The sequence below is a fragment of the Kitasatospora sp. RG8 genome (assembly GCF_017813315.1).
Taxonomy (GTDB): domain Bacteria; phylum Actinomycetota; class Actinomycetes; order Streptomycetales; family Streptomycetaceae; genus Kitasatospora.
The window spans coordinates 1-24,310 of record NZ_JAGIYX010000044.1 but is presented as its reverse complement, the minus strand read 5'-3'; the positions used below and the strand labels follow the sequence as shown (position 1 = coordinate 24,310).

Sequence of the window (24,310 nt, the reverse complement as noted above, 5' to 3'; positions counted from 1 at the left end):
GACAGCGCCCCGCCCGTCCTTGCCGGCTCACGGTCAGTCGATGTCGCTGCCCGGGCCGATGACCTTGATGCGGTCCTGCGCCGGCGCCTTCAGCGGCGAGGCCGCCGAGCTGTGCGCGCCGAGGTAGGCGGCGAAGACGTCCAGGTCCGAGGCGCCGACCAGCTTGTCGGTGCCGGCCGCGAAAGCCGGGAAGCCGTCGCCGCCGCCGGCCAGGAACTCGTTGGCCGCGACCCGGTACTTGCCGGCCGGGTCGATCGGGGCGCCGTTGAGGCGGATCGAGTCCACCACCACGCGGTCCGCGCCGGTCTTCCGCATGTCCAGCGTGTAGGCCAGGTTCTTCGAACCCTGCAGGATCTTCGGCGCCGCGTCGTTCGGGCCGCTCACCTGCTGCTGGAGCAGCTGGACCAGCTGGGCGCCGGTCAGCGTCTTGACCTGCATCATGTTGGTGAACGGCTGGACGGTGAACGCCTCGCCGTAGGTCACCACGCCGTCGCCCTCGGCGCCGCTCGCCTTGTACACCAGGTCGGAGCGGATGCCGCCGGGGTTCATGAACGCGACCTGCGCGCCGCCCTTGTCGGCGGGGGCCAGGCCCTCCAGCTGCGCGTCGGCGATCACGTCACCGAGCGGCTTCTCGAGGTCGCTGCTGCCGCGGCCGTTGATGTCCGAACCGACGTAGCCGACCGGGCGGTTGGCGATCGGGGCGGCCAGCTTGGAGTAGTGCGCGATCAGCTCCGTCATGTCCGGGGCCTTCTCGACGGTCCGGCGCACCACGTGGTTCTCGGCCTTGACCGACGGGCGGACGATGCTGCCCGTGGTCTTGTCGAGCTTCAGGTCGATCTCGGTGTAGAGCCGGCCGAAGGAGGCGGCGCTGGTCACCGAGCGCGGCACGCCCTGCGGGTCGGGGATGGTGCAGGCGTACGCGTTGTGGGTGTGACCGGTGACGATGGCGCCGATCGCCGGGTCCAGGTTCTTGGCGATGTCGACGATCGGGCCGGAGATGCCCTGACCGGCGGTGCCGCAGTCGTAGTTGTACGTGCTGCTGGCCGGGTAGCCGCCCTCGTGGATCAGCGCGACGATCGAGTTGACGCCCTGCTTCTTCAGCTCGGCGGCGTACTTGTTGATCGTGGCGACCTCGTTGCCGAACTTCAGGCCCTTGACGCCCTCGGCGGTCACGATGTTCGGCGTGCCCTCCAGGGTGGCGCCGATGAAGCCGACCTTCACGCCCTGCGACTTGGTCACCCAGTACGGGGCCAGGATGGGCTTGCCGGTCTTCTCGTTGGTGACGTTGGCGGCCAGGTAGTTGAAGTTGGCGCCCTTGAACTTGCGCCCCTCCTCGTAGCAGCCGTCCACCGGGTGGCAGCCGCCCTCCTGGAGGCGGACGAGCTCCTTGGCGCCCTCGTCGAACTCGTGGTTGCCGACCGCCGTGACGTCCAGGCCGAGCTTGTCCATCGCCTCGATGGTCGGCTCGTCGTGGAAGAGCGCCGAGGTCAGCGGGGAGGCGCCGACGATGTCACCGGCGGCGACGGTGATCGAGTCGTCGGCCGGGATGCGGGCCTGGCGCAGCGCGGTGGCCAGGTACTCGATGCCGCCCGCCGGGGTGGAGACGACCTGGCCGGTGGCCGGGTCGATCTCCTTGATGGTGCCGGAGGAGCCGGCCGGGGGCTCCAGGTTGCCGTGGAAGTCGTTGATCGCCAGCAGCTGGAGGTTGACGGTCTTTTGCCGCTTCGCGTCGGCGGCCTGGGCGGCGGTCGGCATGGCCACCGTGCCGACGAGGCCGGCCGCGGCGATCGCGGCCAGGGCTGCACGTCGGGATCTGGCAGTGAGCATTCTGAGGGGTCCCCTGCACCTTGAGAGAGCGCCCAGCTGTGGACAAGGTCCGGGCGGGCGACGATGTCGTTGCGCGAGTGCAGCCTAGAGTCAACGCGCGTAGCTGTCAGGACCCTGAACGTAACGACAGGGTTACCTACTGACGAATCGTCGCCGCACACCGGGCTCCGCCGGCGCTCCCGGACCGGCCGGCCCCTCGGCCGAAGGCCCGCTCCGGGGCTGCTCCGGAGGGGCGGCCGGGCCCCGGTCAGACTCCCGGCTCTGCCGCCAACTGCCGCTCCGCGCGGTCCCGTTCGGCCACCGCGTCCTCGGTCATCGCGCGGTCGGTGTACACCAGCGGCCGCTCGGCCTCGGTGATGATGTGCTTCACCACCTGGACGTTGCCGTTCACGTCCCAGACCGCGATGCCCGGCGAAAGTGTGGGAATGATCTCCACCGCCCAGCGCGGCAGACCCAGCACCCGGCCGGTGGCTCTCGCCTCCTCGGCCTTCTGCATGTAGATGGTCCGGGTGGAGGCCATCTTCAGGATCGCCGAGGCCTCCTTGGCCGCCGCACCGTCCACCACGTCCGACAGGTGGTGGACCACGGCGACGAAGGAGAGACCGAGACGGCGCCCGAACTTCAGCAGCCGCTGGAAGAGCTGGGCGACGAACGGGCTGTTGATGATGTGCCAGGCCTCCTCGACCAGGAAGATCCGCTTCTTCCGGTCGGGCCTGATCCAGGTGTGCTCCAGCCAGACGCCGACGATCGCCATCAGGATCGGCATCGCGATCGAGTTGCGGTCGATGTGCGAGAGGTCGAAGACGATCAGCGGCGCGTCCAGGTCGATGCCGTCGGTGGTCGATCCGTCGAACATGCCGCGCAGGTCACCGTCGACCAGCCGGTCCAGCACCAGCGCCACGTCCAGGCCCCAGGACTGCACCTCGTCCACCGCCACGCCCAGGGACTCCACCGAGGACAGCTCGGGGCTGCGCAGGGTGTTGATGATGTCGTCCAGCACGGGCTGACGGTCGGTCACCGTCGCCACGACGTGGGCGTGCGCGGCCTTCAGCGCGAAGCCGGCCCGCTCCTCCAGCCCGCGCCCCATCGCCACCTCAATGATGGTGCGCAGCAGCGACAGCTGCCCGGTCTGGGTGATCGCCGGGTCCAGCGGGTTGAGCTTCACCCCGCCGTCCCGGGCGGCCATCGGATCGAGCCGGATCGACTTTATGCCCAGGGCGTTGGCGATCAGGTTCCACTCGCCGACCCCGTCCTCGCCCTGTGCGTCCAGCACCACCACCTGCCGGTCCCGGAAGCGCAGCTGGCGCAGCACGTACGTCTTCTCCAGCGCCGACTTGCCGTTGCCGGACTCGCCCAGCACCAGCCAGTGCGGGGCCGGCAGCTGCTGCCCGTACAACTGGAAGGGGTCGTAGACGTACCCCTTGCCGCTGTACACCTCGCGGCCGATGATCACGCCCGAATCCCCCAGCCCCGGGGCGGCCGTGGGCAGGTAGACCGCCTGCGCCTGCCCGGTGGAGGTGCGCACCGGCAGACGGGTGGTCTCCACCTTGCCGAACATCAGGCTGGTGAACGCGTCGGTGAGGTTGCCGATCGCCATGCGGGGCCTCCAGGTGGATCAGCGGCGGATGCCGGTGGCGAACGGCAGGGTGTTGACGAACGCACGGTGGTGCTCGCGGTCGCACCACTCCAGCTTGAGGTAGCTCTTGCCGGCCGAGGCCCGGATGGTCCGCTTGTCGCGGGCCAGCGCCTCGGGACTGCGCGAGGAGACCGTGATGTAGCCGACCAGGTTGACCCCGGCCGCGCCGGACGCCAGGTCGTCACCGCGCTGGTCGACCCGGCCGGTGTGGGCCAGGTCGCGCGGGTCGACCGTGCGGTTCATCTTGGCGGCGCGGCTGGCCTCCGCCTCGTCGTTGGTCTTCTCGGTGAGCATCCGCTCGATCGCGACGTCGGTGGGCTCCAGGTCCATCGTCACCGCGACCGTCCGGATCACGTCCGGGGTGTGCACCAGCAGCGGCGCCAGGAAGTTGACGCCCACCGGGGTCAGCGGCCACTCCTTGATCCAGGCGGTGGCGTGGCACCACGGCGCCCGGGTCACCGACTCCCGGGTCTTCGCCTGGAGGAACTGCGGGTCCGTCGCGTCCAGCTCGGCCGGCCAGGCGTTGCGCCGGGACATCGCCTGGATGTGGTCGATCGGGTGGTCCGGGTCGTACATCGAGTGCAGCAGCGAGGAGAGCCGCGCCTGGCCGAGCGGCTGGCGCACCCGGATGTCCGCCTCGGCCAGCCGGGCACAGATGTCCGTCAGCTCACGGGCCATCACCGCGGCCAGGCCCTCGTCGTCCCGGGCACGGCGCCCGGTCGCCGTCCGGCCCATCGCGTGCGCCTCGGCCGCCAGGTCGCGGGTGTAGTGCATGCAGGCCACCAGGTACGCCCGGTGCTGCTCCGAGGAGGTCGACACCATCGACTGCAGCTGGTCGTACGAGTCCTGCAGCCAGCGCGGTGCGTCGTGGTCGCCACGCCGCTCCACGTCCTTGGCGTGCGCGTCCGGGTCGGCCGGGAGCGTCCGGGCGAGGATCTGCAGCCGGGTCACGAAGCCGTCCCCGTTGGCGACGTGCTTCAGCAGCGTGCCGAACCGGTCGACCAGCGCCTCCTGGTCCTCCGAGTCGCGCAGGCCGACACCCGGGCCCTCGATCTCGATCGCCGCCGTGACCGTGCGCCGCTCCAGGTGCATCAGCACCCCGACCTCGTCGGGCCCGAACGGGGCCGCCAGCCAGCGCAGCCGCCCGACCCCCGGCGGCGGGCCGACCTCGACCTCACGGCCGTCCAGCCGGGTCCCCGCGTCCATCGCGTCCGACTTCCACACCGCCCGGCCGCTGCGGACCGTCCGGCGGTAGGTGCGGTTGATCTCCACCCACTTGTAGAACGTCCGGCGCCGGTACGGCACGTAGACCGCCGCGATCGCCAGCAGCGGCAGGCCGACCAGGCCCGCGATGCGCAACGGCAGGACCGGCATCATCAGGCCCCAGAGCATGCCGAGGAACGCCCCGAAGATGATCAGGACGATCTCGCCGGACTCCCGGTTGCGGCCGATCGGCGCGTTCGGGCGGGCCTTGCCGATCAGGTAGGTGCGGCGCTGGTGCACGTACGGCTGGGCGTACTGGGCACCGTACTGACCGAGTGGTTCGCTGCTCACTTACCCGTCACCCTCCCTTCGCTGGATTGCTGTCGCGGATCGGTACGTCTCGCATCGGCACCGAGGCCGGCGGTGCGGCCTGTTGTGGCGGCGCCGGGGTGCGCGCGGCGTGGGCGGCGATGCCCGTCGCGACCGAGCCGCCACCCGAGCCCGCACCGCCCCCGCCGGCACCCTGCGGGCCGCGGTCGCCGTGCGTGCTGATGCCCTGCTTCACCAGGTTCGCCGTCCCATTGATCATCGCCGAACCGGCCGACACCGCGTGGGCCCGGGCGTTGCGCATGCTCATGATCTCGTCACCGAAGCCCGGCACGAAGCGGTAGACGGAGGCGCTCGCGAAGATCGACAGGAACAGGATCGCCAGCCCCGACAGCACCCGGGCGAAATCGTCTCCCGCCCCGGCGCCAGTCGCCACCGCGCCGGCCAGCCCGAGGATGATCACGATGATCGGCTTCGCCAGGTCCACCGCCAGCATCACCCCGGCCCAGCGGCGCACGTGCTTCCACAGCTGCTTGTCCACCAGCCCCGCGTACACCGCCGTCCCCAGCAGCGCGCCCACGTACAGCATCGCCGCCCGGATCAGCAGCTCCACCCAGAGCACCGCCGCCGCCAGCACGGCCACCAGCGACACGATGATCAGGATCAGCGGGCCGCCGCCCATCGACCCCTTCTCCAGGGTGTCCGCGAACCCGCCCAGGTACGTCCCGGTGTCCGACTTCGTGCCCACCGCGATCGCCTTGGTCAGCCCGTCCGTCGCGCTCACCACGGTGTACAGGATCAGCGGCGTGAACGCCGACGCCACCACGGTCAGCCACAGGAAGCCGATCGCCTCCGAGATCGCCGTCGTCAACGGCGCCCCGCGCACCGCCCGCTTCGTCACCGCCAGCAGCCAGAGCACCAGCGTGATGATCGTCGACGCGGCGAACACCACCGCGTACTGCTGCAGGAACGACGCATTGGTGAAGTCGACCTGCGTCGTCCCGTCGATCGCCCCCGACAGGCTCCGCACGACCCACGCCGCCGCCTGCGCACACCCCTTGGCCAGCGACCCGAGCGGGTCGGTGACGCCGCCGACGGCGTTCGTCCCGGGGATGGAGCCACCGCCGGGCTTGGAGGCGCAGTAGACACCGCTACCGGGAAGTGGCAGCACGTCACAGTCATTGCCGCTGGGCGAGGCCGTGGGGCTGGGCGTGGGCTCGGCCAAGGCCTGTGAGGCCAGCGCCAAAGAGGCGACTTGAAGAGCGACCATCGCTCCCATCACCCCACCGACCCGGGACATCTTCCTGGTGACGGCATCAACGGGCATAGCGGAAACCCCCGAACTGCTGGACGGCGCCGGTGATCTCCTCGGCGGTGGCGGCCTGTTGGTCGCCCGGCATCGGGGCTGGGCCCTGCCGGCTTGCGTAGTCGGTGAGCTTCCAGTCGGCGCCCGTCCAGCGCAGGCTCAGGGTGAGGGTGAACCAGTTCTCCGTGACGGGTTGGACGGAGCGTTCGCCGGCGAGGCCGGTGAGGCCGGTGCACCAGACCTCGACCTTGGCGTCGGCATCGCTGTAGCCGACCGACTTGGTGCCGGCCGGAACGGTGCGGCTGACGAAGGTGAGCCCCTTGGGGGCGCGCCCCTGGGCGTCGAGGCCGTAGCGGGCGGCCGTGTCGCCACTGAACCCCTGGTCCAGGCGGCTCTGGAGGGCTGCCGTGGCGGACGGGTCGGTGATGGTGGCGACGATGGTGTGGCGGCTGTCGGTGCGGAACATGTCGGCGGAGCCGATGGCGACCGCGTAGTTGGCGGCGGCCGACTGCGCGCCCTGGTCGGTGTGCGGGAAGCCGCTGGCGATGCCGTTGCTCGTGGTGCTCACGGGCTGGTCGCCGCTGGGGGCGGGCCCGGCGCCGGAGGCCGCGGTGGGGGCGGCGTCGGCGGAGCGGCCCGCGGTGGTGCCGGGGTCGGCCTTGCCGCGGTTGGCGATGGAGATCGCGACCACGAGCAGGGTGACGACCACCAGGACGGTCAGCATGGTGCGCAGCGGCCGGGACTGACGGGCGGGCGGCTGGGAAGAGGGCTGTTCACCGACCGGCAGCCGCGTACGGGTGTGCGGCTGGTCGTCGGACAACGGCACGGCGGCCCTCCTGGTGCGGGGAGCCGGGGCGGCTCCGGGGCCCCTCCGCCCGTGGGCGGGCGCGGAGGGCGGGGTGGTGGGTGGACTCCCGGCGGGGACTCCGGCGGATCGTGACGGCCGGACGGCCGGGCGGGCTCACCGCCGGTCCCGTCCTTGCTGTCCGATCGTCAGATGGCCATGCCGTAGACAATGGTGAACAGAGTGCCGAGTGATCCAATGATGAACACGCCGGTCAGCCCGGCGATGATCAGCCCCTTGCCCTGTTCGGCACCGAAGCTGTCGCGCATGGCGGTGGCGCCGATGCGCTGCTTGGCCGCGCCCCAGACGGCGATGCCGAGGCAGGCCAGGATCGCCACGGCCATGACGACCTCGACCATCACCCGGGCCTCCGACCCGAGACTCGCGAACGGGCCCCAGTCGGGGGCGATCCCGCCGATGATGGTGTCGATATTCGGCTTCTTAGGAGGGTCCTCGGCCAGGTGGCCGATCGCGATGCTGTTCACGCTGCTCAGGTTCATTTCCATCTCACCGCCCGATCAGGCAAATTCAAGGGCCCAGACCCCGTCCGCGCGAAGGGTCGGTGCCTATTCTTGGCCAGATCTGATGTCGACTTGGCTGCTTCTCGCGGATTGGTCGTGAGGTATGGGACACGTACGCGAGGATGTCCACCGTACGAAGGATAGCGCTCACTCTTTGTATCTCTGATGATTGCGGTGAGCAACGCCTTCCGGGACACTTCGACTGACGATTCGTCGGGATGGTGCTGATGGTACTCCGGAAGGCCGGTACGGCCGCCGCCGCTGCGGGAGTTGTCGCGGTCGGCTTCATCGGACTTGTCACGGTCGGGACGTATGCGGCGAGTGGTACGCCGCAGCAGTCGGCCAATCGCGCCGCCCTCTCGCCGGGCACCGTTCCGGCGGCCTACCAGGGGCCGATCCAGCAGTGGGGCTCGCTCTGTCCGGAGATCTCCCCGCCGATGCTCGCGGCGCAGCTGTACCAGGAAAGCGGTTTCGACCCGCGCGCCCGGTCGGGCGTGGGCGCGCAGGGAATGGCGCAGTTCATGCCGGAGACCTGGGGAACATACGGCACGGACGGCAACAATGACGGCAAGAAGGATGTCTGGGACCCACTGGACGCGATCGCCTCGGCGGCCACGTTCGACTGCGCGCTCGCCAAGGACGTCGCCAAGGTGCCGGGCGACCGCCAGGCCAACCTGCTGGCCGCCTACAACGCCGGCCCGTACGCGGTGACGAGGTACAACGGGGTGCCGCCGTACCGGGAGACGCAGGGCTATGTGAAGAACATCCAGGCGATGGCCCGCAGCTTCACCGCGCCGACGGCGCCGGTGGAGGTCTCCCAGCAGTCGTCCGGCGCGATCTACTTCGCGCAGACCAAGCTCGGCACCCCGTACCTGTGGGGTGGCGAGGGGCTGCCCTCGCAGAACGGGCGGTTCGACTGCTCCGGGCTCACCCAGGCCGCGTACGCCAGCGTGGGCATCACGCTCCCCCGGGTGGCCAACGACCAGTGGTACGCCGGACAGCACCCCTCGCGCGACCAGCTCCGCCCGGGAGACCTGGTGTTCTGGGCGACGGACCTCACCGACCCCCGCAGCATCCACCACGTCGGCATCTACGTCGGCGGCGGCTACATGATCAACGCTCCGCACACCGGCGCGGTGATCCGCTACGACAAGATCGACACCAGGGAGTACATCGGCGCCACCCGGGTCACCTCGGACGGCGCCCAGGCCCTGCCGGGGCGCAACGCGGACGGCAGCATCACCGCCCCGAGCCGCCCGGCCGATCCCGCCCCGGCCGGCCCGGCTCCGGGCGGCCAGTCCACTCCGGCCAACCCGGCCAACCCGGCGGCCGCCGCGGCGGCACCGGCCGCCCCGACCTCCCGGGCGGCCGTCGCCGCCGGGCCCGCTCCGGCAGGTCCAGGTCAAACACCTGCAAAGAGCTGACCGCCCCGGACCGCCGGGTGTGCGCGCCCTGTGGACGCTGAGTCAAGTTTCCATAACTGCGTGTTTCCGTGGAACGCTGTGCATCGGTTATGACGTTGTGTCCGATGGCCCCACGTCACCTTCCCGGCAGGGAGGGGCGGGCGGGGCCACGGCCGGAACCAACAGCTGCTGCGGACCAGAAGGAGGTGCGGCGTGTCGACGCCGCTTGCCGACACGACCAACCCCGACCTCGGCCTGCTCTACGCCGTCAACGGCCTTGCCAAGCGCTCCCCGGAGTGGCTGGACCACCTGGTCTCCTGGATCGGCGAATACGGCATCCTGATCGGCCTGGCCCTGCTGGGCCTGGTCGGCTGGCTGCAGGCGAGACGCCGCCCGGACGCCCCGGTGGCCGTCGCGGGCCTGCTGTGGGCTCCGCTGTCGGTCGCCATCGCCGAGCTGGCCAACCTGCCGATCGCCGCCATCGTGGACCGGCCGCGCCCGTTCGTCGACCACGCCGGGCTGGACGTGCTGGTGGACGGCAAGGCCGGCACGCACTCCTTCGTCAGCGACCACTCGACGATGTCGATGGGCATCGCGGTGGCGCTGTTCCTGGTGAACCGGCGGCTGGGCTGGATCGCCGGCGGACTCGCCCTGCTCCAGGGCTTCTGCCGGATGTTCATGGGCGTCCACTACCCGACCGACGTGATCGGCGGCTTCGCGCTCGCCACCGCGGTGGTCCTGCTGCTGGCGCCGATCGCGATGGCCGTCCTGGTCCCGCTCTGCCACGCGTTGGGCCGCACCGTCGCCGCACCGCTGATCCGGGCACCGCAGAGCGGTCCCCGCCCGCGCGGCGGCCGGCGGCGGGGCGGCGAGGGCCGCGGCACCGTCCGGACCGACGAGCAGCCGCCGGAGTCCGACCTGGCCGCCTGAGCCCTTCCCCGCCTCCCCCACCTTCCCCGGGCCGCACGCGGGCCGGGGGCCGGGAGCGGGCTACGACCCGGGGCCGTCGTTCGCGGCGAGGTGGTCGGCGGCCTCGCGCCGGGTCAGGTCGCGGGAGCGGCGGGCCGGTGAGAACCAGCCACAGCTACAGGTCGCGAAGCAGAAGGAACCGCGCTCGCTGATCGCAACGCGGTGCTCGGGCATCCGGGCGGTGCCGGGGTCAGCCGGCAGCTCACTGTGCACGCGCCTCACCGTAACGCTCCGGGACCCCGGCGCGCGACGTCCAGTGCGCGCCGGGTTCCGCGTAACCCCTCGGGCCTCAACTCGTTTGCCCGGCAAGAGCTCTGCCCACCCGGTGGTGGTGGCCGGCGGGGCAGTCGGGCCCGAGGGGGTTGTCGCGAGATGAAGATGACCGGCGTGCAGCGCAGCGGCCGGCGGCACGGCCGCCCGCTGCCACACCTGCGGTCGGCGGCCGGGGCCTTCGTGGTCGCCGCCGCCCTGGCCGGGCTGACCGGCTGTACGGGCGGCTCCGGGGCCTCCAGCGGTTCGGCCGACCGGAAGGCCGCCGCCCCGGACCAGCTCTCCGCCGACCCGCTGACGGCCGTCCGCAACGCCGCCGACATCACCGGCCGGACGGGCTCCGCGCACACCGGCACCGAGCTGGTCACCGAGTCCGCCGACAAGAAGGCCGTCTTCACCGGCACCGGCGGCTACGACTACGTGAAGCGGATCGGGCGGCTGGAGGTGGCGGTGCCGCCGGGCGCGGCGACCACCGGGAAGATCGTCGAGGTGGTCCTGCCCGGCACCGTCTACCTGCAGAACAGCGGCGCCAAGGTGCCCGAGGGCAAGTGGGTCAAGCTGGACGTGCGCCAGCTGCCGGACGGCAACCTGGTCTCCAGCGGGGCCACCGACCCGGCCTCCGCCACCGGTGCGCTGCGCGGGGCCCAGAAGGCGGACCTGGTCGGCACCGAGACGGTCGGCGGGGTGGCGCTGAAGCACTACCGCGGCACCCTGGACCTCACCAAGGCGGCCGAGGCCACCGGCGGGCGGGGCGGGGACGGCCTGCGGATGGCGGCGCAGACCTTCACGGTCAAGGAGGTCCCGTACGACGCCTGGCTGGACGAGCAGGGCCGGCTGCACAAGGTGGTCGAGGTGTTCACCTTCGCCGGGGTGGCCGGCTCCAAGGAGGCGAAGGACCAGGTGAAGGTGACGTCGACCACCTCGCTGGCCGACTTCGGCAAGCCGGTCGAGGCGGCCGAGCCGCCGGCCTCCGACATCTACGCGATGAAGCCCACGGAGAGCCCGAAGTAGCCTGACGCAGGGGCGCCGCCGGTGTCGGTGGGCCACCCGGAGAGGGTGGGCCCACCCGTTTCGGCGGCGCCGAGATGGCCCGTCCGTGCCATGTGGGCGGGCTCCGAAGTGCCTAGGCTGGACGTCGGGTGGCTGCCGCCCGGGCTGGCGAGGCGCTGAAGGGGTGGTGCAGGTGGTTTCGTCCACGGGCGGCCGCAGCGGCGGCCACGACGACGCGGCCCTCGACGAGATCGACCTGGCCGGTGAGCTGATGATCGCCGCCACGGCCAGTACCGACGACCGGCTGCCGACCGAACGGATCGACGAGGTGCTGCTGGACCGGCCCGACGGCGGGGCGTCCGCCGACGGGCCGCCGGGGGGCGGGCGGTAGCGCCCCTCGTCAGCTGCGCAGCAGCCGGGCGATCGCGGCGGTGGCCTCCGCCACCTTGGCGTCCAGCTCGGTGCCGCCCTCCTCGGCGGCCGCGGCGACGCAGTGCCGCAGGTGCTCCTCCAGCAGCGAGAGCGCGAAGGACTGCAGGGCCTTGGTGCTGGCCGACACCTGGGTGAGCACGTCGATGCAGTAGACGTCCTCGTCGACCATCCGCTGGAGGCCGCGGATCTGGCCCTCGATCCGGCGAAGCCGCTTGAGGTGGGCGTCCTTCTGGGCGCTGTACCCGTGCTGCCCGTGCCCGGTGTGCGGGGCCGCCTCGGCGGCGGCCGGCGCGGGCTGGTCACCGTTCGGTTCGGTACCGGGCGCGTGGTCCGGCTCGGTGCGCGCTTCCGTCGTGGTCATCGGCCCGCCTTCGTCTGGGTGCCTCGGTGGCTGCGTCGACCACCAGTGTCCAACACCGTGACCGGTCCTGGTGTTCCTCCGGCCCGGTCCGCAGGCCCCGAGCGGGCACGGCCCCGGTCCGGACCCGGTCCGGCGCTGGTCCGGCGCTGGTCCGGCGCTGGTCCGGTCCCGGTCCGGACCCGGTCCGGCGCAGGCTGGAGCACGCCCGGAACGGGCCGGGAGCGGCTGGAAGGCGCCGGACGGACGACCGCCGGAGGGGTGCTTCCGTCCGGACCGACACCGCCGTCTTCCACGTGCACGGCAGGGGCAATCCGTACGAGGTTCCGTCAGACTGAGGGCTCACGTCCGCACATGGGTGTGCGGGCCGGGTCCACTGCTGCGGCGGCCAACCGGAAGGGGAGGTTCCGGCTCCTCCCCACCACCCCGTTTGCGCGATTGCGCTTGGTTGCACCTAGCATCGTTCAGTCCCTACCCCGCACATCGGAGATTTCCGTGCGTTTTAGCCTGACCCCGAAGGAGACGAGCTTCTACGACATGTTCGCCGCGGCCGCGGAGAACCTCGTCGTCGGGTCGAAGCTCCTGCTGGAACTGCTGGGGGCAGACGTGTCGGCCCGCGCGGAGATCGTCGAGCGCATGCGCGCCGCCGAGCACGCCGGGGACGACACCACCCATGCCGTCTTCCACCAGCTGAACTCGTCCTTCATCACGCCCTTCGACCGCGAGGACATCTACAGCCTCGCGTCGTCGCTGGACGACATCATGGACTTCATGGAGGAGGCCGTCGACCTGGTCGTCCTCTACGACATCCAGACCCTGCCCAAGGGGATCGAGCAGCAGATCGAGGTGCTGGCGCGCGCCGCCGAGCTCACCGCCGAGGCGATGCCGAACCTGCGGACCATGTCCAACCTCACCGAGTACTGGATCGAGGTCAACCGGCTGGAGAACCAGGCCGACCAGATCCATCGCAAGCTGCTCGCCCACCTGTTCTCCGGCCAGTACGACGCCATCGAGGTGCTCAAGCTCAAGCAGGTCGTGGACGTCCTTGAGGAGGCGGCGGACGCTTTCGAGCACGTCGCCAACACGGTGGAGACCATCGCCGTCAAGGAGTCCTGACCCTCGTGGACATGGCTGCACTCATCGCCGTCCTCGGCGTTGCGTTCTTCTTCACCTACACCAACGGCTTCCACGACTCCGCGAACGCCATCGCCACCTCGGTCTCCACCCGGGCGCTGACCCCGCGGGCCGCGCTCGCGATGGCCGCGGTGATGAACCTGGCCGGCGCCTTCCTCGGCAGCGGCGTGGCGCACACCGTCTCCAGCGGCATCATCGAGACCCCGACCGGCAACCAGGGCATGGCGATCCTGTTCGCCGCGCTGGTCGGCGCGATCACCTGGAACCTGGTCACCTGGTACTTCGGCCTCCCGTCCTCCTCCTCGCACGCGCTGTTCGGCGGCATGGTGGGCGCGGCGCTGGCCGGCGGCACCGAGGTGATCTGGAGCGGCGTCCTGGACAAGATCGTCATCCCGATGATCGTCTCCCCGATCGTCGGCCTGATCGGCGGCTTCCTGGTGATGCTGGCGATCCTCTGGATCTTCAAGCGGGCCAACCCGCACCGCGCCAAGCGCAACTTCCGGGTCGCCCAGACCGCGTCCGCCGCGGCGATGGCGCTGGCGCACGGCCTGCAGGACGCCCAGAAGACGATGGGCATCGTGGTCATGGCGCTCACCATCTCGGGCCACCAGACCGGCAATGACATCCCGACCTGGGTCAAGATCTCCTGCGCCACCATGCTCTCGCTGGGCACCTACGCGGGTGGCTGGCGGATCATGCGGACCCTCGGCCGCAAGATCATCGAGCTGGACCCGCCGCAGGGCTTCGCGGCCGAGGCCACCGCCTCGACCGTCATGTACATCACGTCGTTCGTCTTCAAGGCGCCGATCTCCACCACCCACGTGATCACCTCGGCGATCATGGGCGTCGGCGCCACCAAGCGGATCCGCGCGGTCCGCTGGGGCGTGGCGAAGAACATCGTGCTCGGCTGGTTCATCACGATGCCGGCGGCCGCCGTCGTCGCAGCGCTGATGTACTGGTTCGTCCACCTCTTCTGGGGCTGAGCACCCCGGACCGCCGCGGACGCGGTTCCGGTGGAACTGACAGGGCCCGCCCCCACATCTCGGGGGCGGGCCCTTCTTCATACTTCGCGGCGGCACCGCCATGCAGCACCGCGAAGCAGTCCGTGTCCCAGGCGCTCCTTAGCCGAAGCGGCCCGAGATGTAGTCCTCCGTCGCCTGCACGGACGGGTTGGAGAAGATCCGCTGGGTGTCGTCCAGCTCGATCAGCTTGCCCGGCTGGCCGACCCCGGCCAGGTTGAAGAAGGCGGTACGGTCGCTGACGCGGGCCGCCTGTTGCATGTTGTGCGTCACGATGACGATGGTGAACTGGTTCTTCAGCTCGCCGATCAGGTCCTCGATGGCGAGGGTGGAGATCGGGTCGAGCGCGGAGCAGGGCTCGTCCATCAGCAGGACCTGCGGCTCGACCGCGATGGCGCGGGCGATGCAGAGGCGCTGCTGCTGGCCGCCGGAGAGGCCGGCCCCCGGCTTGTTCAGCCGGGTGTGGACCTCCTTCCAGAGGTTGGCGCCCTTGAGGGACTTCTCCACCACGTCGTCCAGGACGGACTTCTTGCGCACGCCCGCGAGCTTCAGGCCGGCGATCACGTTGTCGTAGATCGACATGGTCGGGAACGGGTTCGGGCGCTGGAAGACCATGCCGACCGAACGACGGACCGCGACCGGGTCGACGTTCGAGGCGTACAGGTTCTCGTCGTCCAGGAGCACCTTGCCCTCGACGCGGGCGCCGGGGATCACCTCGTGCATCCGGTTGAGGGTCCGCAGGAAGGTGGACTTGCCGCAGCCGGAGGGGCCGATGAAGGCCGTCACCGAGCGGGGCTCGATGCTCATCGAGATGTCCTCGATGGCCTTGGTGGTGCCGTAGTAGGCGGACAGTCCGCTGACGTCGATGCGCTTGGCCATGATCTTTCGTCTTCTCTCAGCCCGCGGCCGGGGGCCGCTCGGGAATCCGTGTCGTACGTCAGTCGGAGGCTCAGTGGCCGGCCTTGGGCGAGCGCCAGCGTGCGATGCCCCGGGCGATGAGGTTGAGCCCCATCACGAAGGCGATCAGCACCAGCGCCGCACCCCAGGCACGGGCGTAGCCGTACTGGTTGTTCACCATCGCGTACTGCTGCCAGATGTACATCGGCAGCGACTGCTGCGGCCCGTCGAACGGGTTGTTGTTGATGTAGTCGGCACCGAAGACCAGCATCATCACCGGGGCGGTCTCACCCGTGATGCGGGCGACCGCGAGCATCACACCGGTGGTGATGCCGCCGATGGCGGTGGGCAGGACGATCCGCAGGATGGTCTTCCACTTCGGCACACCGAGCGCGTACGACGCCTCGCGCAGCTCGTTCGGGACGAGCTTCAGCATCTCCTCGGTCGAGCGGACCACCACCGGCATCATCAGGATCGCCAGCGCGAGGCTGCCCGAGAAGCCGGAGTAGTTGAAGCCGAGGGCGAGGTTCCACAGCGAGAGGATGAACAGACCGGCGACGATCGACGGGACGCCCGTCATGACGTCGACGAAGAAGGTGACCGCCTTGGCGAGCCGGCCGCGGCCGTACTCGACGAGGTAGACGGCGGTCAGCAGACCGATCGGCGCGGCGATCAGGGAGGCCAGCAGCACCTGCTGCAGGGTCCCGATCAGCGCGTGGTAGATGCCACCGCCGGGGCCCGACTGGAGCACGCCCTTCATGGAGTGGCTCAGGAAGTTCCCGTCCACCACCTCGGCGCCCTGCTGGACCGTGTAGACCGTCAGCGCGAGCAGCGGGATGACGGCCAGGATGAAGGCGACCCAGACCATCGAGGTGGCGAGCCGGTCCTTGGCCTGACGGCGGCCCTCGACCCTGGCCGAGGACAGGTAGCTGATGGCCAGGAAGAGGAGCGCGGAGATCAGGCCCCACTGGATGTGGCTCTCCAGGCCGCCGAGGGCGCCGATGCCGCAGCCGAGGGCGATCGAGCCGGCGGTGGTCGCGGCCGGGGCCCACTTGGGCAGCCGGTTGGCGGTCAGCGGGCGGCCGACCGGGCGCGCGTCCGCCGGAACCGAGGTCGTAGCGGAACTCATGCGGCCCTCCTCGCAAAGCTCGTCGGGGCGCATGCGCGCACCACGCACCTCTTACTGATTCGCTCGCTGCGCTCGCTCATGCGTTGGCCCCCGAGTACTCCTTGCGGCGGGCGACGATCAGCCGCGCGGCACCGTTCACCAGCAGGGTGATCACGAACAGGACGAGGCCGGAGGCCATCAGCGCGTCCCGGCCGAAGGGCTGCGCCTCGCTGAACTTCAGCGCGATGTTCTGCGCGAAGGTGCCGCCGCCCGGGTCGAGCAGGTGCAGCGAGAGGACGTTGTTGGAGGAGAGCACCACCGCGACCGCGATGGTCTCGCCGAGCGCGCGGCCGAGGCCGAGCATCGACGCCGAGATGATGCCGGGGCGGCCGAACGGCAGCACCGCGGTGCGGATCATCTCCCAGCGGGTCGCGCCGAGCGCGAGCGCCGCCTCCTCGTGCATCCGCGGCACCTGCCGGAAGACCTCGCGGCTGACCGCGGTGATGATCGGCAGGATCATGATCGCCAGCAGGATGCCCACGGTGAAGAGGGTGCGCGGCGTGGTGCCGGCGCGCGACTGGTCGAAGATGTACGTCCAGCCGAGGTACTCGTCCAGCCAGCTGGTCAGGCCGTCCAGGTGCGGCACCAGGAAGAGCGCGCCCCAGAGGCCGTAGATGATGCTGGGCACCGCCGCGAGCAGGTCCACCAGGTAGGCGAACGGCTGCGCGATCCGGCGCGGCGCGTAGTGCGAGATGAACAGCGCGATCCCGATGGCCACCGGGACGGCGATCGTCATCGCGATCAGCGCGCTGACGATGGTGCCGAACGCGAGGACGGCGATGCCGAAGACCGGCTTCGGGGCGTCCGGCGTCCACTCGAAGGTGGTGAGGAAGTTGCCCTCGTTCTTGCCCAGGGCGATGCCCGAGCGCCAGGTCAGGAAGCCTGCGATGGCGGCCATGACGACCAGCAGCAGGATGCCCGACCCGCGGGACAGGTTCATGAAGATCTTGTCGCCGACACGGCTGTCGCGCTTGCGGCGTTCCCTGCCTCGCGGGGCGGCAGGGGATGATGAAGTCATTGGTCTACTCCGGTCTGGTGGTGCTGCCCCGAGGGGGCGGCACCCTGGCGGCGGTGCCCCGGACGTGCTTCTCGGTCACTGCTTCCGGTGGAGCGGCCCCGGCCCCCCTCGTCCACGGGGCCGCTCCACCGGAGGTCCACTGGGTCAGGCCAGGGTCGGGATGACCGCGTTGACCTTGTCCGTCAGCTCCTTGGGGAGCGGGACGTAGCCCTTCTCGCCGATCGCCTTCTGGCCGGCGTCGCTGATGCCGTAGGCCAGGAACGCCTTCAGCGTGTCGAGGGTGTCGGCCTTGTTGCCCTTGTCGCAGACGATCTCGTAAGTGACCAGGACCAGCGGGTACGAGCCCTCGTCCTTGGTCGCGTAGTCGAGGGTCAGCGCCAGGTCGCTGCCGGTGCCGGCGATCTTGGCCTTGGCGAAGGTGTTGGCGGCGTTGGCGGCGGTGGCCTCGACCGGCTTGGAGGCGCCGGTGTTGATGGCGGCGCTCTTCAGGTTGTTGATCTGGGCGTACGACAGCTCGGCGTAGCTGATCGAGTTCTTGACCTGCTTCACCTGGGCCGCGACACCGGCCGAGGTGTTGGCCGACTGGCCGCCCTTGCCCGCCCAGGTCTTGCTGGCCGGGTAGGACCAGGCGCCACCGGAGGTCTTGGCGAAGTACTTGGTCAGGTTGTCCGTGGTGCCGGAGTCGTCCGAGCGGTGGAAGGCCTGGATGTCGGCGTCCGGCAGCTTCGCGCCCGGGTTCAGGGCGGTGATCGCCGGGTCGTTCCACTTGGTGATCTGCGAGTCGAAGATCTTGGCGGTGGTCGGGCCGTCCAGGACCAGGTTGTCGACGCCCTCGACGTTGTAGACGATCGAGATCAGACCCGCGACGAGCGGCAGGTTGATGCCCTGGCCGCCGGTGCAGGTGGTCTTGGTGGCGTCGACCTCGGCCGGCTTCAGCGCCGAGTCGGAGCCGGCGAACTGGACCTTGCCCTGGGTGAACTGCTGGACGCCCGCGCCGGAGCCGCCGCCGCCGTAGTTGATGCTGGCGCCGGAGCAGGCCGCGCCGAAGTTGGTCTTCAGCACGTCGATCGCGGTGCCCTGCGCGGTGGAGCCCGCGGCGATCAGGGCGGTGGGCTTGCTGCCACAGTTGATGGCGGCGGCGGAGGCGGAGCCGCTGCCGGAGCCGCCGGCGTTGTTGTTGTTCTCGTCCGAACCGCACGCGGCGAGCGACAGCGAGCTGACGAGCGCCATGGCACCGATGGCGAGGGCCTTGGAGCGGCCGTTCCGCTGGAGCTTCACAGGGGTGTCCCTTTCTGTGGCATTGCCCGGCGCGCGGGCCGTGCGAACACGGCGTGGCGCGGGTTTTGCTGTGGTCCGGGGCCCGTTCGGCCCTCCGGTGAACCCGAAGTTAGGCCGGGGAAGTGACACGACAGCCGGTCGTAAGTGAACGGGGAGTGAACCTCGAACGGATGGCAGGAAACTACGTCAGGTAGTAACGGTTGCGTCACGGCAAGGGCGCGGGGAGATCACTTCCATCGTTCCTTCACGACCCGCGACGGGACCTCAGGACCGCCGGACCGGCCTCGCCCCGAGCGCCTCCAGCAGCGCGTCCACGAGCAGCCGGTCCCGGTCGTGCGTGAGCCGGGCACGGGCCTTCCCGGCCGTCAGCCACTCCAGCCGGTCCACCTCCCGGTTGGGCCGGAACGCCCCGGCCGACGGCACCGCCGCCCAGTACCGGACCTCCTTGGGACGCCCCTGCGCCAGGTAGTGCTGGGCCGGCAGCTCCTCCCCCAGCACGCAGGAGAACCCGGTCTCCTCGCGCACCTCGCGCAGCGCCGCCTCCACCACGCCCTCCCCCGGGTCGAGCTTGCCCTTCGGCAGGCTCCAGTCGTCGTACTTGGGCCGGTGGATCACCGCGATCCGCGGCCGCCCCAGCCGGCCGCTCTTCTTCGGCCGCCCGGGCAGCCAGAGCACCGCCCCCGCCGCCAGGACGACCGGCGGCCGCCCGCCGACCGGGCGGCTGCTCGTGGAGGGACCGTCGGCCTGCTCGGTGCTCAGGCGGTTGCGCAACTCATGCCATCCGGGGTGCGGGGGAAGGCCCCCAGCCCTCGGCCGGGGGAATCTCCAGCCAGCCGTCCAGGCCTGGCGGGAGCTCGGGCCACCGGCGGCCGAAGGCGTACCGCGCCGCCTCCACCTCCAGTCGCTGATCAGCATGCACCACGCCCAGCACGTACGCGGTGGCGGGTGTGATCCTCGGCGTCCGTGCCGCGGTGGCGGCGGTGACCGCAGCGTCCGCCGCCTCCTGGTGCCGGCCCAGCACCTCGTCCAGCTCGTCCAGCTCCGCGGTCGGCCGTCCGCACACCTCCAGTGCGTACCGGGCCCGCTTCACCAGGATCCGCACCCGGCCCCACGGCGCGTCGTCCGCCGCCAGCGCCGCGTCCGCGTCCACCACGCCCCGGGCGGGCGGAACCGAGCCCAGCCGGCGCAGTCCGTCCCCGCCGTACGGGGTCGAGGCCCGCTGCAACGGCAGCTGCTGGGCGCTCGCGGTCAGCGCGGTGAACGCCGCCGCGGCCTGCGGCAGCAGCACCGCACCGGCCCGGCCGTCGGCCGCCTCCAGCAGCGGTGCCTCGGAGACCAGCAGCGTCATCCGGTCCGCCAGCGCGTGCAGCCGCGCCGACCGCAGCTCCTGGAGCACCGACGTGTGCGCCCTGGTCCGCGCCAGGGTCAGCTGGCGGTCGAGCAGCGCCCGGGCCTTCGGCGCCCCGGCGTGACCCGCGAGCATCCCGGGGCCGTCCGCCTCGGTGCCGCTCAGCGCGTCCAGGGCGCCGAGCAGCCGGGCCGACCGGCGGACGTACCCCGGCTCCAGCGCCAGCAGGTTGAGCAGCCAGCGCAGCTCGGTGCGCGACTCCTGCGCCCAGGTCTGTTCGAACGTGGCGCCGAAGGTGTGCAGCAGCCCGCCGATCCGCCGCACCGCCCGCAGCAGGTCCGCCGTGCCGACGGGAGGGACGACGGCCGTCCCCGGTCTGGCGCCGACCTCGCCCACCGCCTGCGGCAGCGCACGCAGGAAGACGCCGGCCTGGGCGGTGAGATGGCTGGAGAGGACGTCCCCGGCGGTCGCTGTGGAGGCCGCCTGGGCCGTCATCGGCGCATCGGTCATGACTAGGTAGATCCCCGTTCCCCCGGGGCCGTCCCCCGGGGCTGGTGGCCGACCGCTGCGGCGGCTCCCCGACCGCTCAGCGGCTCGCATCAGTGGCTCGCATCAGTGGCCCGCGTCCGTGGCCCGCCTCGGCCCCGGTCGCGGTCGTCCGCGTCGGTGGTCGTGGCCGGGCGCCGTGGCAGCGGGGCCCGGTCACCGGGCCGCGGCGGCCCGGCGGCGCTGGCGCGAGTCGATGAGCAGGTCCTGGACGTGCCGCAGCGCCTTCCCGTCGGCGTCCTGGGCGTGCCGTTCCCATGCCCCGTCCGCCCCGAGGTGCCAGGACTCGGTCTCGTCCGACACCCCGAGGTCGATCAGCCCGGACAGCTCGGCCCGGTGGGCCGGGTCGGTGATCCGCAGCAGCGCCTCGATCCGGCGGTCCAGGTTGCGGTGCATCATGTCGGCGCTGCCGATCCACACCTCGGGATCGCCGTTGTTGCCGAAGACGAAGATCCGCGAGTGCTCCAGGAAGCGTCCGAGGATGCTGCGGACCCTGATGTTGTCGCTCAGTCCCGGCACCCCGGGCCGGATCGCACAGATCCCGCGCACCCAGACGTCCACCGGCACCCCGGCCCGGGAGGCCCGGTAGAGCGCGTCGATCACGGCCTCGTCGACGATCGAGTTGACCTTGAGCTTCACGTACGCCGGGCGGCCCTCCCGGTGGTGGGCGATCTCACCGTGGATCCGCGAGATCAGCCCGTCCCGCAGCCCGCGCGGCGCGGTCAGCAGCCGGCGGTAGGACTCCCGGCGCGAGTAGCCGGAGAGCCGGTTGAAGAGGTCCGAGAGGTCGGCGCCGACCTGCGGGTCCGAGGTCAGCAGTCCGATGTCCTCGTAGAGCCGGGCCGTCTTCGGGTGGTAGTTGCCGGTGCCCACGTGCGAGTAGCGGCGCAGGGTGTCGCCCTCCTGGCGGACCACCAGCGACAGCTTGCAGTGTGTCTTCAGCCCCACCAGGCCGTAGACGACGTGGCAGCCGGCCTCCTCCAGCTTGCGGGCCCATTTGATGTTGGCCTGCTCGTCGAAGCGCGCCTTGATCTCGACCAGGACGAGCACCTGCTTGCCGGACTCCGCCGCGTCGATCAGCGCGTCGACGATCGGCGAGTCGCCGGACGTCCGGTACAGCGTCTGCTTGATCGCCAGCACGTCCGGGTCGCCCGCGGCCTGCTCCAGGAAGGCCTGCACGGAGGTGGAGAAGCTGTCGTACGGGTGGTGCAGCAGCACGTCCCGCTCCCGCATCGCGGCGAAGATGTCCGGCTGCGAGGCCGACTCGACGTCGGTCAGCCCGCGGGCCGTGCCGGCCACGAACTTCGGGTACTTCAGCTCCGGGCGGTCCAGGTCGGCGATGCCGAACAGACCCGTCAGGTCCAGCGGTCCGGGCAGCGGGAAGACCTCCGCCTCGGTGATGTTCAGCTCCCGCACCAGCAGGTCCAGGATGTAGGGGTCGATCGACTCCTCGACCTCCAGCCGCACCGGCGGGCCGAAGCGCCGCCGCATCAGCTCCTTCTCCAGCGCCTTGAGGATGTTCTCGGTGTCGTCCTCCTCGACTTCGAGGTCCTCGTTCCGGGTGACGCGGAAGGCGTGGTGCGCGAGCACCTCCATCCCCGGGAAGAGCTCCTCCAGGTGCGCGCCCATCACGTCCTCCAGCGGCACGTACCGCTGCGGCGAGGCCTCCAGGAAGCGGGCCAGGGACTGCGGGACCTTCACCCGGGCGAAGTGCTTGTGGCCCGAGACCGGGTTGCGGACGACCACGGCGAGGTTGAGGGAGAGCCCCGATATGTACGGGAAGGGGTGGGCCGGGTCCACCGCCAGCGGGGTGAGCACCGGGAAGATCTTCTGCCGGAACAGGGTGTGCAGGCGGGCCTGCTCCTTCTCCGCCAGCTCCGGCCACCGGACCATCTCGATGCCCTCGGCGGCGAGGTCCGGCAGGACCTCCTGCTGGAAGGCGGCGGCGTGCCGGGCCATGAGCTCGCGCGAGCGGGTCCAGATCAGGTCCAGCACCTCACGCGGCTGGAGGCCGGAGGCACTGCGCTGGGCCACTCCGGTGGCGATCCGGCGCTTCAGGCCCGCCACCCGGACCATGAAGAACTCGTCCAGGTTGCTCGCGAAGATCGCCAGGAACTTGGCGCGCTCCAGCAGCGGGATCGCCGGGTCCTCGGCCAGCTCCAGGACGCGCTCGTTGAACGCGAGCCAGCTGCGCTCACGGTCCAGGAAGCGACCCTGGGGAAGCTCGTCGAGGTCCTGCTCGTCCGCGGCCGGCAGCTCCGGCGGTATCCCCAGGGCGCTGGACATCCTGGCCGGAGGGGACAGCGGGGCAGAGACGGGGCGAGGAATGCTCATGGGCTCCAGCTCCTCCAGCAGGACGGGGTCCGGACGCGACAGGCTCTGCGGGCCGTCGTCCTCGCCCAACGCCAACGCCCACCCGCCCGGCGCGGTCAACACGGGACCGGCCGGCGGGCGCCGCCGACGCTGCACGAGCGAGACACTACGGACTTCATCCTGTGATCTTCACGGCAGCAATTGAATCCACGGTAAACACCGCATGGCCAGGAGGAAAGCTGAGTCGGTCAGGGTCGCGGTCGGGCTGGTGTTTGTGCGACCGGCCCGTTGCCCGGAACCCGACTCTCCGCTATACCCCGCTCGGCTCCCGGTGTGTGCGGTACTCGGCGCGGTACATCAGGTCCACCTCGTGGATGGTGAACCCCAACCGTTCATATACCCGCACAGCGGCCGGATTGTCGGCATCGACGTAGAGGAGTACGGTCTCCAGCCCGCGCTCCCCCGGGCCGCCGCCGGTGAGGTGCCGCAGACCGGCCGCGGTGAGCGCCCGGCCCAGGCCGCTGCCCTGCTCGGCCGGGTCCACCCCGACCACGTACACCTCGCCGAGGGCCGGCCCGGTGGCCGTCGCCGGGTGCACCTTGGTCCAGTGGTAGCCCACGACCCTGCCGTCACGGGTCGCGAGGAAGAAGCCCGCCGGGTCGAACCACGGCTCGGCCAGCCGGTCGGCGAGGTCCCGCGCGGTCCAGGCGCCCTGCTCCGGATGGTGGGCGAAGGCCAGCGCGTTCAGCCGCAGCCACTCGGCGTCATCGGCACCCGGACGGAAGGTCCGCAGCTCGACGCCGTCCGGGAGGGCGACCTCCTCGGCCTGCGGCCCGGTCCGGCGCATCTGCCGCAGCTCGCGGACCAGCTCGGCACCGTACCGCTCGGCCAGTCGGCGGGCGGCCGGGTGACTCCCGTGCACCCAGAAGTCGACGTGGTCCCGGCCGGCCCGGCGGGCCTCGGCGAGCACGGCGTCCACCAGGGGACGGCCGAACCCGCGCCCGCGGGCGTCCGGGGCGACCACCAGCTCGGCGGAGGGGTTGGCCGCGCCGGCCTGCGGGACTTCGAGCTGGCCGTAGCCGACGACGTCCAGGCCGGTTCCGGCCTCGTCCCCCGGCTCCTTGCCGGCCCGCTGCACGAAGTGGATCACGCCCGCGCGGGCCGCGTCCGAGGAGCGCAACCGGAGCCGCCCCTGCTCGGACACCGCCTCCCGGCCGTCCACGGACTGGGCTGCGGCCAGGACGCGCAGTGCGCCGTCCCGCGACTCCGGCGGCAGTACCTCCCGGGCGACCACGGCGCCCTCGCCGGTCGCCGGAGTGCCGTTGTAGACCCGTTCCTGCTGAGCGTCCTGATCGTCCATGCCCTGACGATACGTCAACCGGAAATGCAAAGAACCCCCGATCCGTGATGGATCGGGGGTTCTTTGTGAATGATTGTTCGGCGGCGTCCTACTCTCCCACAGGGTCCCCCCTGCAGTACCATCGGCGCTGTGAGGCTTAGCTT

General features: G+C 71.1%; 22 protein-coding genes. 6 read left to right on the top strand and 16 right to left on the bottom strand.

Features of this window, described 5'->3' with window-relative positions:
• Positions 1 to 33: 33 nt before the first annotated feature.
• The 6 genes from J5Y04_RS37825 to J5Y04_RS37800 form a co-directional block, all read right to left on the bottom strand.
• Positions 34 to 1,827 (bottom strand): bifunctional UDP-sugar hydrolase/5'-nucleotidase, encoded by a 1,794-nt coding sequence (locus tag J5Y04_RS37825; protein ID WP_209417075.1) that lies wholly within the window; start codon positions 1,825 to 1,827, stop codon positions 34 to 36.
• Positions 1,828 to 2,074: 247 nt separating this feature from the next.
• On the bottom strand, positions 2,075 to 3,424 hold the full coding sequence (locus J5Y04_RS37820; protein WP_209417074.1) for an ATP-binding protein: 1,350 nt from the start codon (positions 3,422 to 3,424) through the stop codon (positions 2,075 to 2,077).
• An 18-nt stretch (positions 3,425 to 3,442) separates the two neighbouring features.
• Complete coding sequence (locus J5Y04_RS37815; RefSeq protein ID WP_209417073.1) at positions 3,443 to 5,017, bottom strand: SCO6880 family protein; 1,575 nt, start codon at positions 5,015 to 5,017, stop codon at positions 3,443 to 3,445.
• 7 nt (positions 5,018 to 5,024) lie between these two features.
• Positions 5,025 to 6,320 (bottom strand): hypothetical protein, encoded by a 1,296-nt coding sequence (locus J5Y04_RS37810; protein WP_245206275.1) that lies wholly within the window; start codon positions 6,318 to 6,320, stop codon positions 5,025 to 5,027.
• Positions 6,310 to 7,125 (bottom strand): hypothetical protein, encoded by an 816-nt coding sequence (locus J5Y04_RS37805; protein ID WP_307853515.1) that lies wholly within the window; start codon positions 7,123 to 7,125, stop codon positions 6,310 to 6,312. Before J5Y04_RS37805 ends, J5Y04_RS37810 begins: the two co-directional genes overlap by 11 nt.
• 167 nt (positions 7,126 to 7,292) lie before the next feature.
• The gene (locus J5Y04_RS37800; protein WP_241002623.1) at positions 7,293 to 7,643 is read right to left on the bottom strand and encodes a hypothetical protein; all 351 of its coding nucleotides are present in this window, start codon (positions 7,641 to 7,643) and stop codon (positions 7,293 to 7,295) included.
• A gap of 239 nt (positions 7,644 to 7,882) precedes the next feature.
• On the opposite strand from J5Y04_RS37800, the gene J5Y04_RS37795 reads away from it, so the two are divergent.
• Positions 7,883 to 9,088, top strand: coding sequence for an NlpC/P60 family protein (locus tag J5Y04_RS37795; RefSeq protein WP_374106203.1), 1,206 nt, complete (start codon positions 7,883 to 7,885; stop codon positions 9,086 to 9,088).
• Between the two features lie 192 nt (positions 9,089 to 9,280).
• The gene (locus J5Y04_RS37790; RefSeq protein WP_209417072.1) at positions 9,281 to 9,997 is read left to right on the top strand and encodes a phosphatase PAP2 family protein; all 717 of its coding nucleotides are present in this window, start codon (positions 9,281 to 9,283) and stop codon (positions 9,995 to 9,997) included.
• Between the two features lie 60 nt (positions 9,998 to 10,057).
• Here J5Y04_RS37790 and J5Y04_RS37785 read toward each other — a convergent pair whose 3' ends face one another.
• Positions 10,058 to 10,249 (bottom strand): hypothetical protein, encoded by a 192-nt coding sequence (locus J5Y04_RS37785; RefSeq protein ID WP_209417113.1) that lies wholly within the window; start codon positions 10,247 to 10,249, stop codon positions 10,058 to 10,060.
• A gap of 159 nt (positions 10,250 to 10,408) precedes the next feature.
• Here J5Y04_RS37785 and J5Y04_RS37780 point away from each other — a divergent pair, with 159 nt between their 5' ends.
• Positions 10,409 to 11,317, top strand: coding sequence for a hypothetical protein (locus J5Y04_RS37780; protein ID WP_209417071.1), 909 nt, complete (start codon positions 10,409 to 10,411; stop codon positions 11,315 to 11,317).
• Between the two features lie 172 nt (positions 11,318 to 11,489).
• Entirely contained in the window at positions 11,490 to 11,687 is a 198-nt protein-coding gene (locus J5Y04_RS37775) for a hypothetical protein (protein ID WP_209417070.1), read from the top strand.
• 9 nt (positions 11,688 to 11,696) lie between these two features.
• Here the strand turns inward: J5Y04_RS37775 and J5Y04_RS37770 are convergent, their stop codons facing one another.
• The gene (locus J5Y04_RS37770; RefSeq protein ID WP_209417069.1) at positions 11,697 to 12,089 is read right to left on the bottom strand and encodes a metal-sensitive transcriptional regulator; all 393 of its coding nucleotides are present in this window, start codon (positions 12,087 to 12,089) and stop codon (positions 11,697 to 11,699) included.
• A gap of 492 nt (positions 12,090 to 12,581) precedes the next feature.
• Here J5Y04_RS37770 and J5Y04_RS37765 point away from each other — a divergent pair, with 492 nt between their 5' ends.
• Entirely contained in the window at positions 12,582 to 13,202 is a 621-nt protein-coding gene (locus J5Y04_RS37765) for a DUF47 domain-containing protein (RefSeq protein WP_148643415.1), read from the top strand.
• A 5-nt stretch (positions 13,203 to 13,207) separates the two neighbouring features.
• Entirely contained in the window at positions 13,208 to 14,203 is a 996-nt protein-coding gene (locus tag J5Y04_RS37760) for an inorganic phosphate transporter (protein WP_209417068.1), read from the top strand.
• A gap of 138 nt (positions 14,204 to 14,341) precedes the next feature.
• Here J5Y04_RS37760 and pstB read toward each other — a convergent pair whose 3' ends face one another.
• The 8 genes from pstB to mshD all read right to left on the bottom strand — a co-directional run bounded on the left by pstB (position 14,342) and on the right by mshD (position 24,167).
• Positions 14,342 to 15,118, bottom strand: coding sequence for a phosphate ABC transporter ATP-binding protein PstB (pstB, locus tag J5Y04_RS37755; RefSeq protein ID WP_209417067.1), 777 nt, complete (start codon positions 15,116 to 15,118; stop codon positions 14,342 to 14,344).
• Between the two features lie 70 nt (positions 15,119 to 15,188).
• Positions 15,189 to 16,265 (bottom strand): phosphate ABC transporter permease PstA, encoded by a 1,077-nt coding sequence (gene pstA, locus J5Y04_RS37750; RefSeq protein ID WP_209417066.1) that lies wholly within the window; start codon positions 16,263 to 16,265, stop codon positions 15,189 to 15,191.
• Between the two features lie 76 nt (positions 16,266 to 16,341).
• Positions 16,342 to 17,322, bottom strand: a complete 981-nt coding sequence (pstC, locus tag J5Y04_RS37745; protein WP_209417065.1) for a phosphate ABC transporter permease subunit PstC — start codon at positions 17,320 to 17,322, stop codon at positions 16,342 to 16,344.
• 144 nt (positions 17,323 to 17,466) lie between these two features.
• Positions 17,467 to 18,600 carry a phosphate ABC transporter substrate-binding protein PstS gene (gene pstS, locus J5Y04_RS37740; RefSeq protein ID WP_307853514.1) on the bottom strand — a complete coding sequence of 378 codons (1,134 nt, stop codon included), beginning with the start codon at positions 18,598 to 18,600 and terminating at the stop codon, positions 17,467 to 17,469.
• 264 nt (positions 18,601 to 18,864) lie between these two features.
• Positions 18,865 to 19,290, bottom strand: a complete 426-nt coding sequence (locus J5Y04_RS37735; RefSeq protein WP_209417105.1) for an NUDIX hydrolase — start codon at positions 19,288 to 19,290, stop codon at positions 18,865 to 18,867.
• 82 nt (positions 19,291 to 19,372) lie between these two features.
• Positions 19,373 to 20,458 (bottom strand): CHAD domain-containing protein, encoded by a 1,086-nt coding sequence (locus J5Y04_RS37730; protein WP_209417064.1) that lies wholly within the window; start codon positions 20,456 to 20,458, stop codon positions 19,373 to 19,375.
• Positions 20,459 to 20,650: 192 nt separating this feature from the next.
• Positions 20,651 to 22,828: an RNA degradosome polyphosphate kinase gene (locus J5Y04_RS37725; RefSeq protein ID WP_209417063.1), complete on the bottom strand. Its 2,178-nt coding sequence runs from the start codon at positions 22,826 to 22,828 to the stop codon at positions 20,651 to 20,653.
• A gap of 289 nt (positions 22,829 to 23,117) precedes the next feature.
• A complete protein-coding gene (mshD, locus tag J5Y04_RS37720; RefSeq protein ID WP_209417062.1) occupies positions 23,118 to 24,167 on the bottom strand; it encodes a mycothiol synthase in 1,050 nt (349 codons plus the stop codon).
• Between the last annotated feature and the right edge of the window lie 143 nt (positions 24,168 to 24,310).

Bases quoted from the DNA above. Each gene is read 5' to 3' on its own strand.
- J5Y04_RS37825 (WP_209417075.1), bottom strand. From the start codon at position 1,827: ATGCTCACTGCCAGATCCCGACGTGCAGCCCTGGCCGCGATCGCCGCG.
- J5Y04_RS37820 (WP_209417074.1), bottom strand. From the start codon at position 3,424: ATGGCGATCGGCAACCTCACCGACGCGTTCACCAGCCTGATGTTCGGC.
- J5Y04_RS37810 (WP_245206275.1), bottom strand. From the start codon at position 6,320: ATGCCCGTTGATGCCGTCACCAGGAAGATGTCCCGGGTCGGTGGGGTG.
- J5Y04_RS37800 (WP_241002623.1), bottom strand. From the start codon at position 7,643: ATGAACCTGAGCAGCGTGAACAGCATCGCGATCGGCCACCTGGCCGAG.
- J5Y04_RS37795 (WP_374106203.1), top strand. From the start codon at position 7,883: ATGGTGCTGATGGTACTCCGGAAGGCCGGTACGGCCGCCGCCGCTGCG.
- J5Y04_RS37780 (WP_209417071.1), top strand. From the start codon at position 10,409: ATGAAGATGACCGGCGTGCAGCGCAGCGGCCGGCGGCACGGCCGCCCG.
- J5Y04_RS37770 (WP_209417069.1), bottom strand. From the start codon at position 12,089: ATGACCACGACGGAAGCGCGCACCGAGCCGGACCACGCGCCCGGTACC.
- pstB (WP_209417067.1), bottom strand. From the start codon at position 15,118: ATGGCCAAGCGCATCGACGTCAGCGGACTGTCCGCCTACTACGGCACC.
- pstA (WP_209417066.1), bottom strand. From the start codon at position 16,265: ATGAGTTCCGCTACGACCTCGGTTCCGGCGGACGCGCGCCCGGTCGGC.
- pstC (WP_209417065.1), bottom strand. From the start codon at position 17,322: ATGACTTCATCATCCCCTGCCGCCCCGCGAGGCAGGGAACGCCGCAAG.
- J5Y04_RS37730 (WP_209417064.1), bottom strand. From the start codon at position 20,458: ATGACCGATGCGCCGATGACGGCCCAGGCGGCCTCCACAGCGACCGCC.
- J5Y04_RS37725 (WP_209417063.1), bottom strand. From the start codon at position 22,828: ATGAGCATTCCTCGCCCCGTCTCTGCCCCGCTGTCCCCTCCGGCCAGG.
- mshD (WP_209417062.1), bottom strand. From the start codon at position 24,167: ATGGACGATCAGGACGCTCAGCAGGAACGGGTCTACAACGGCACTCCG.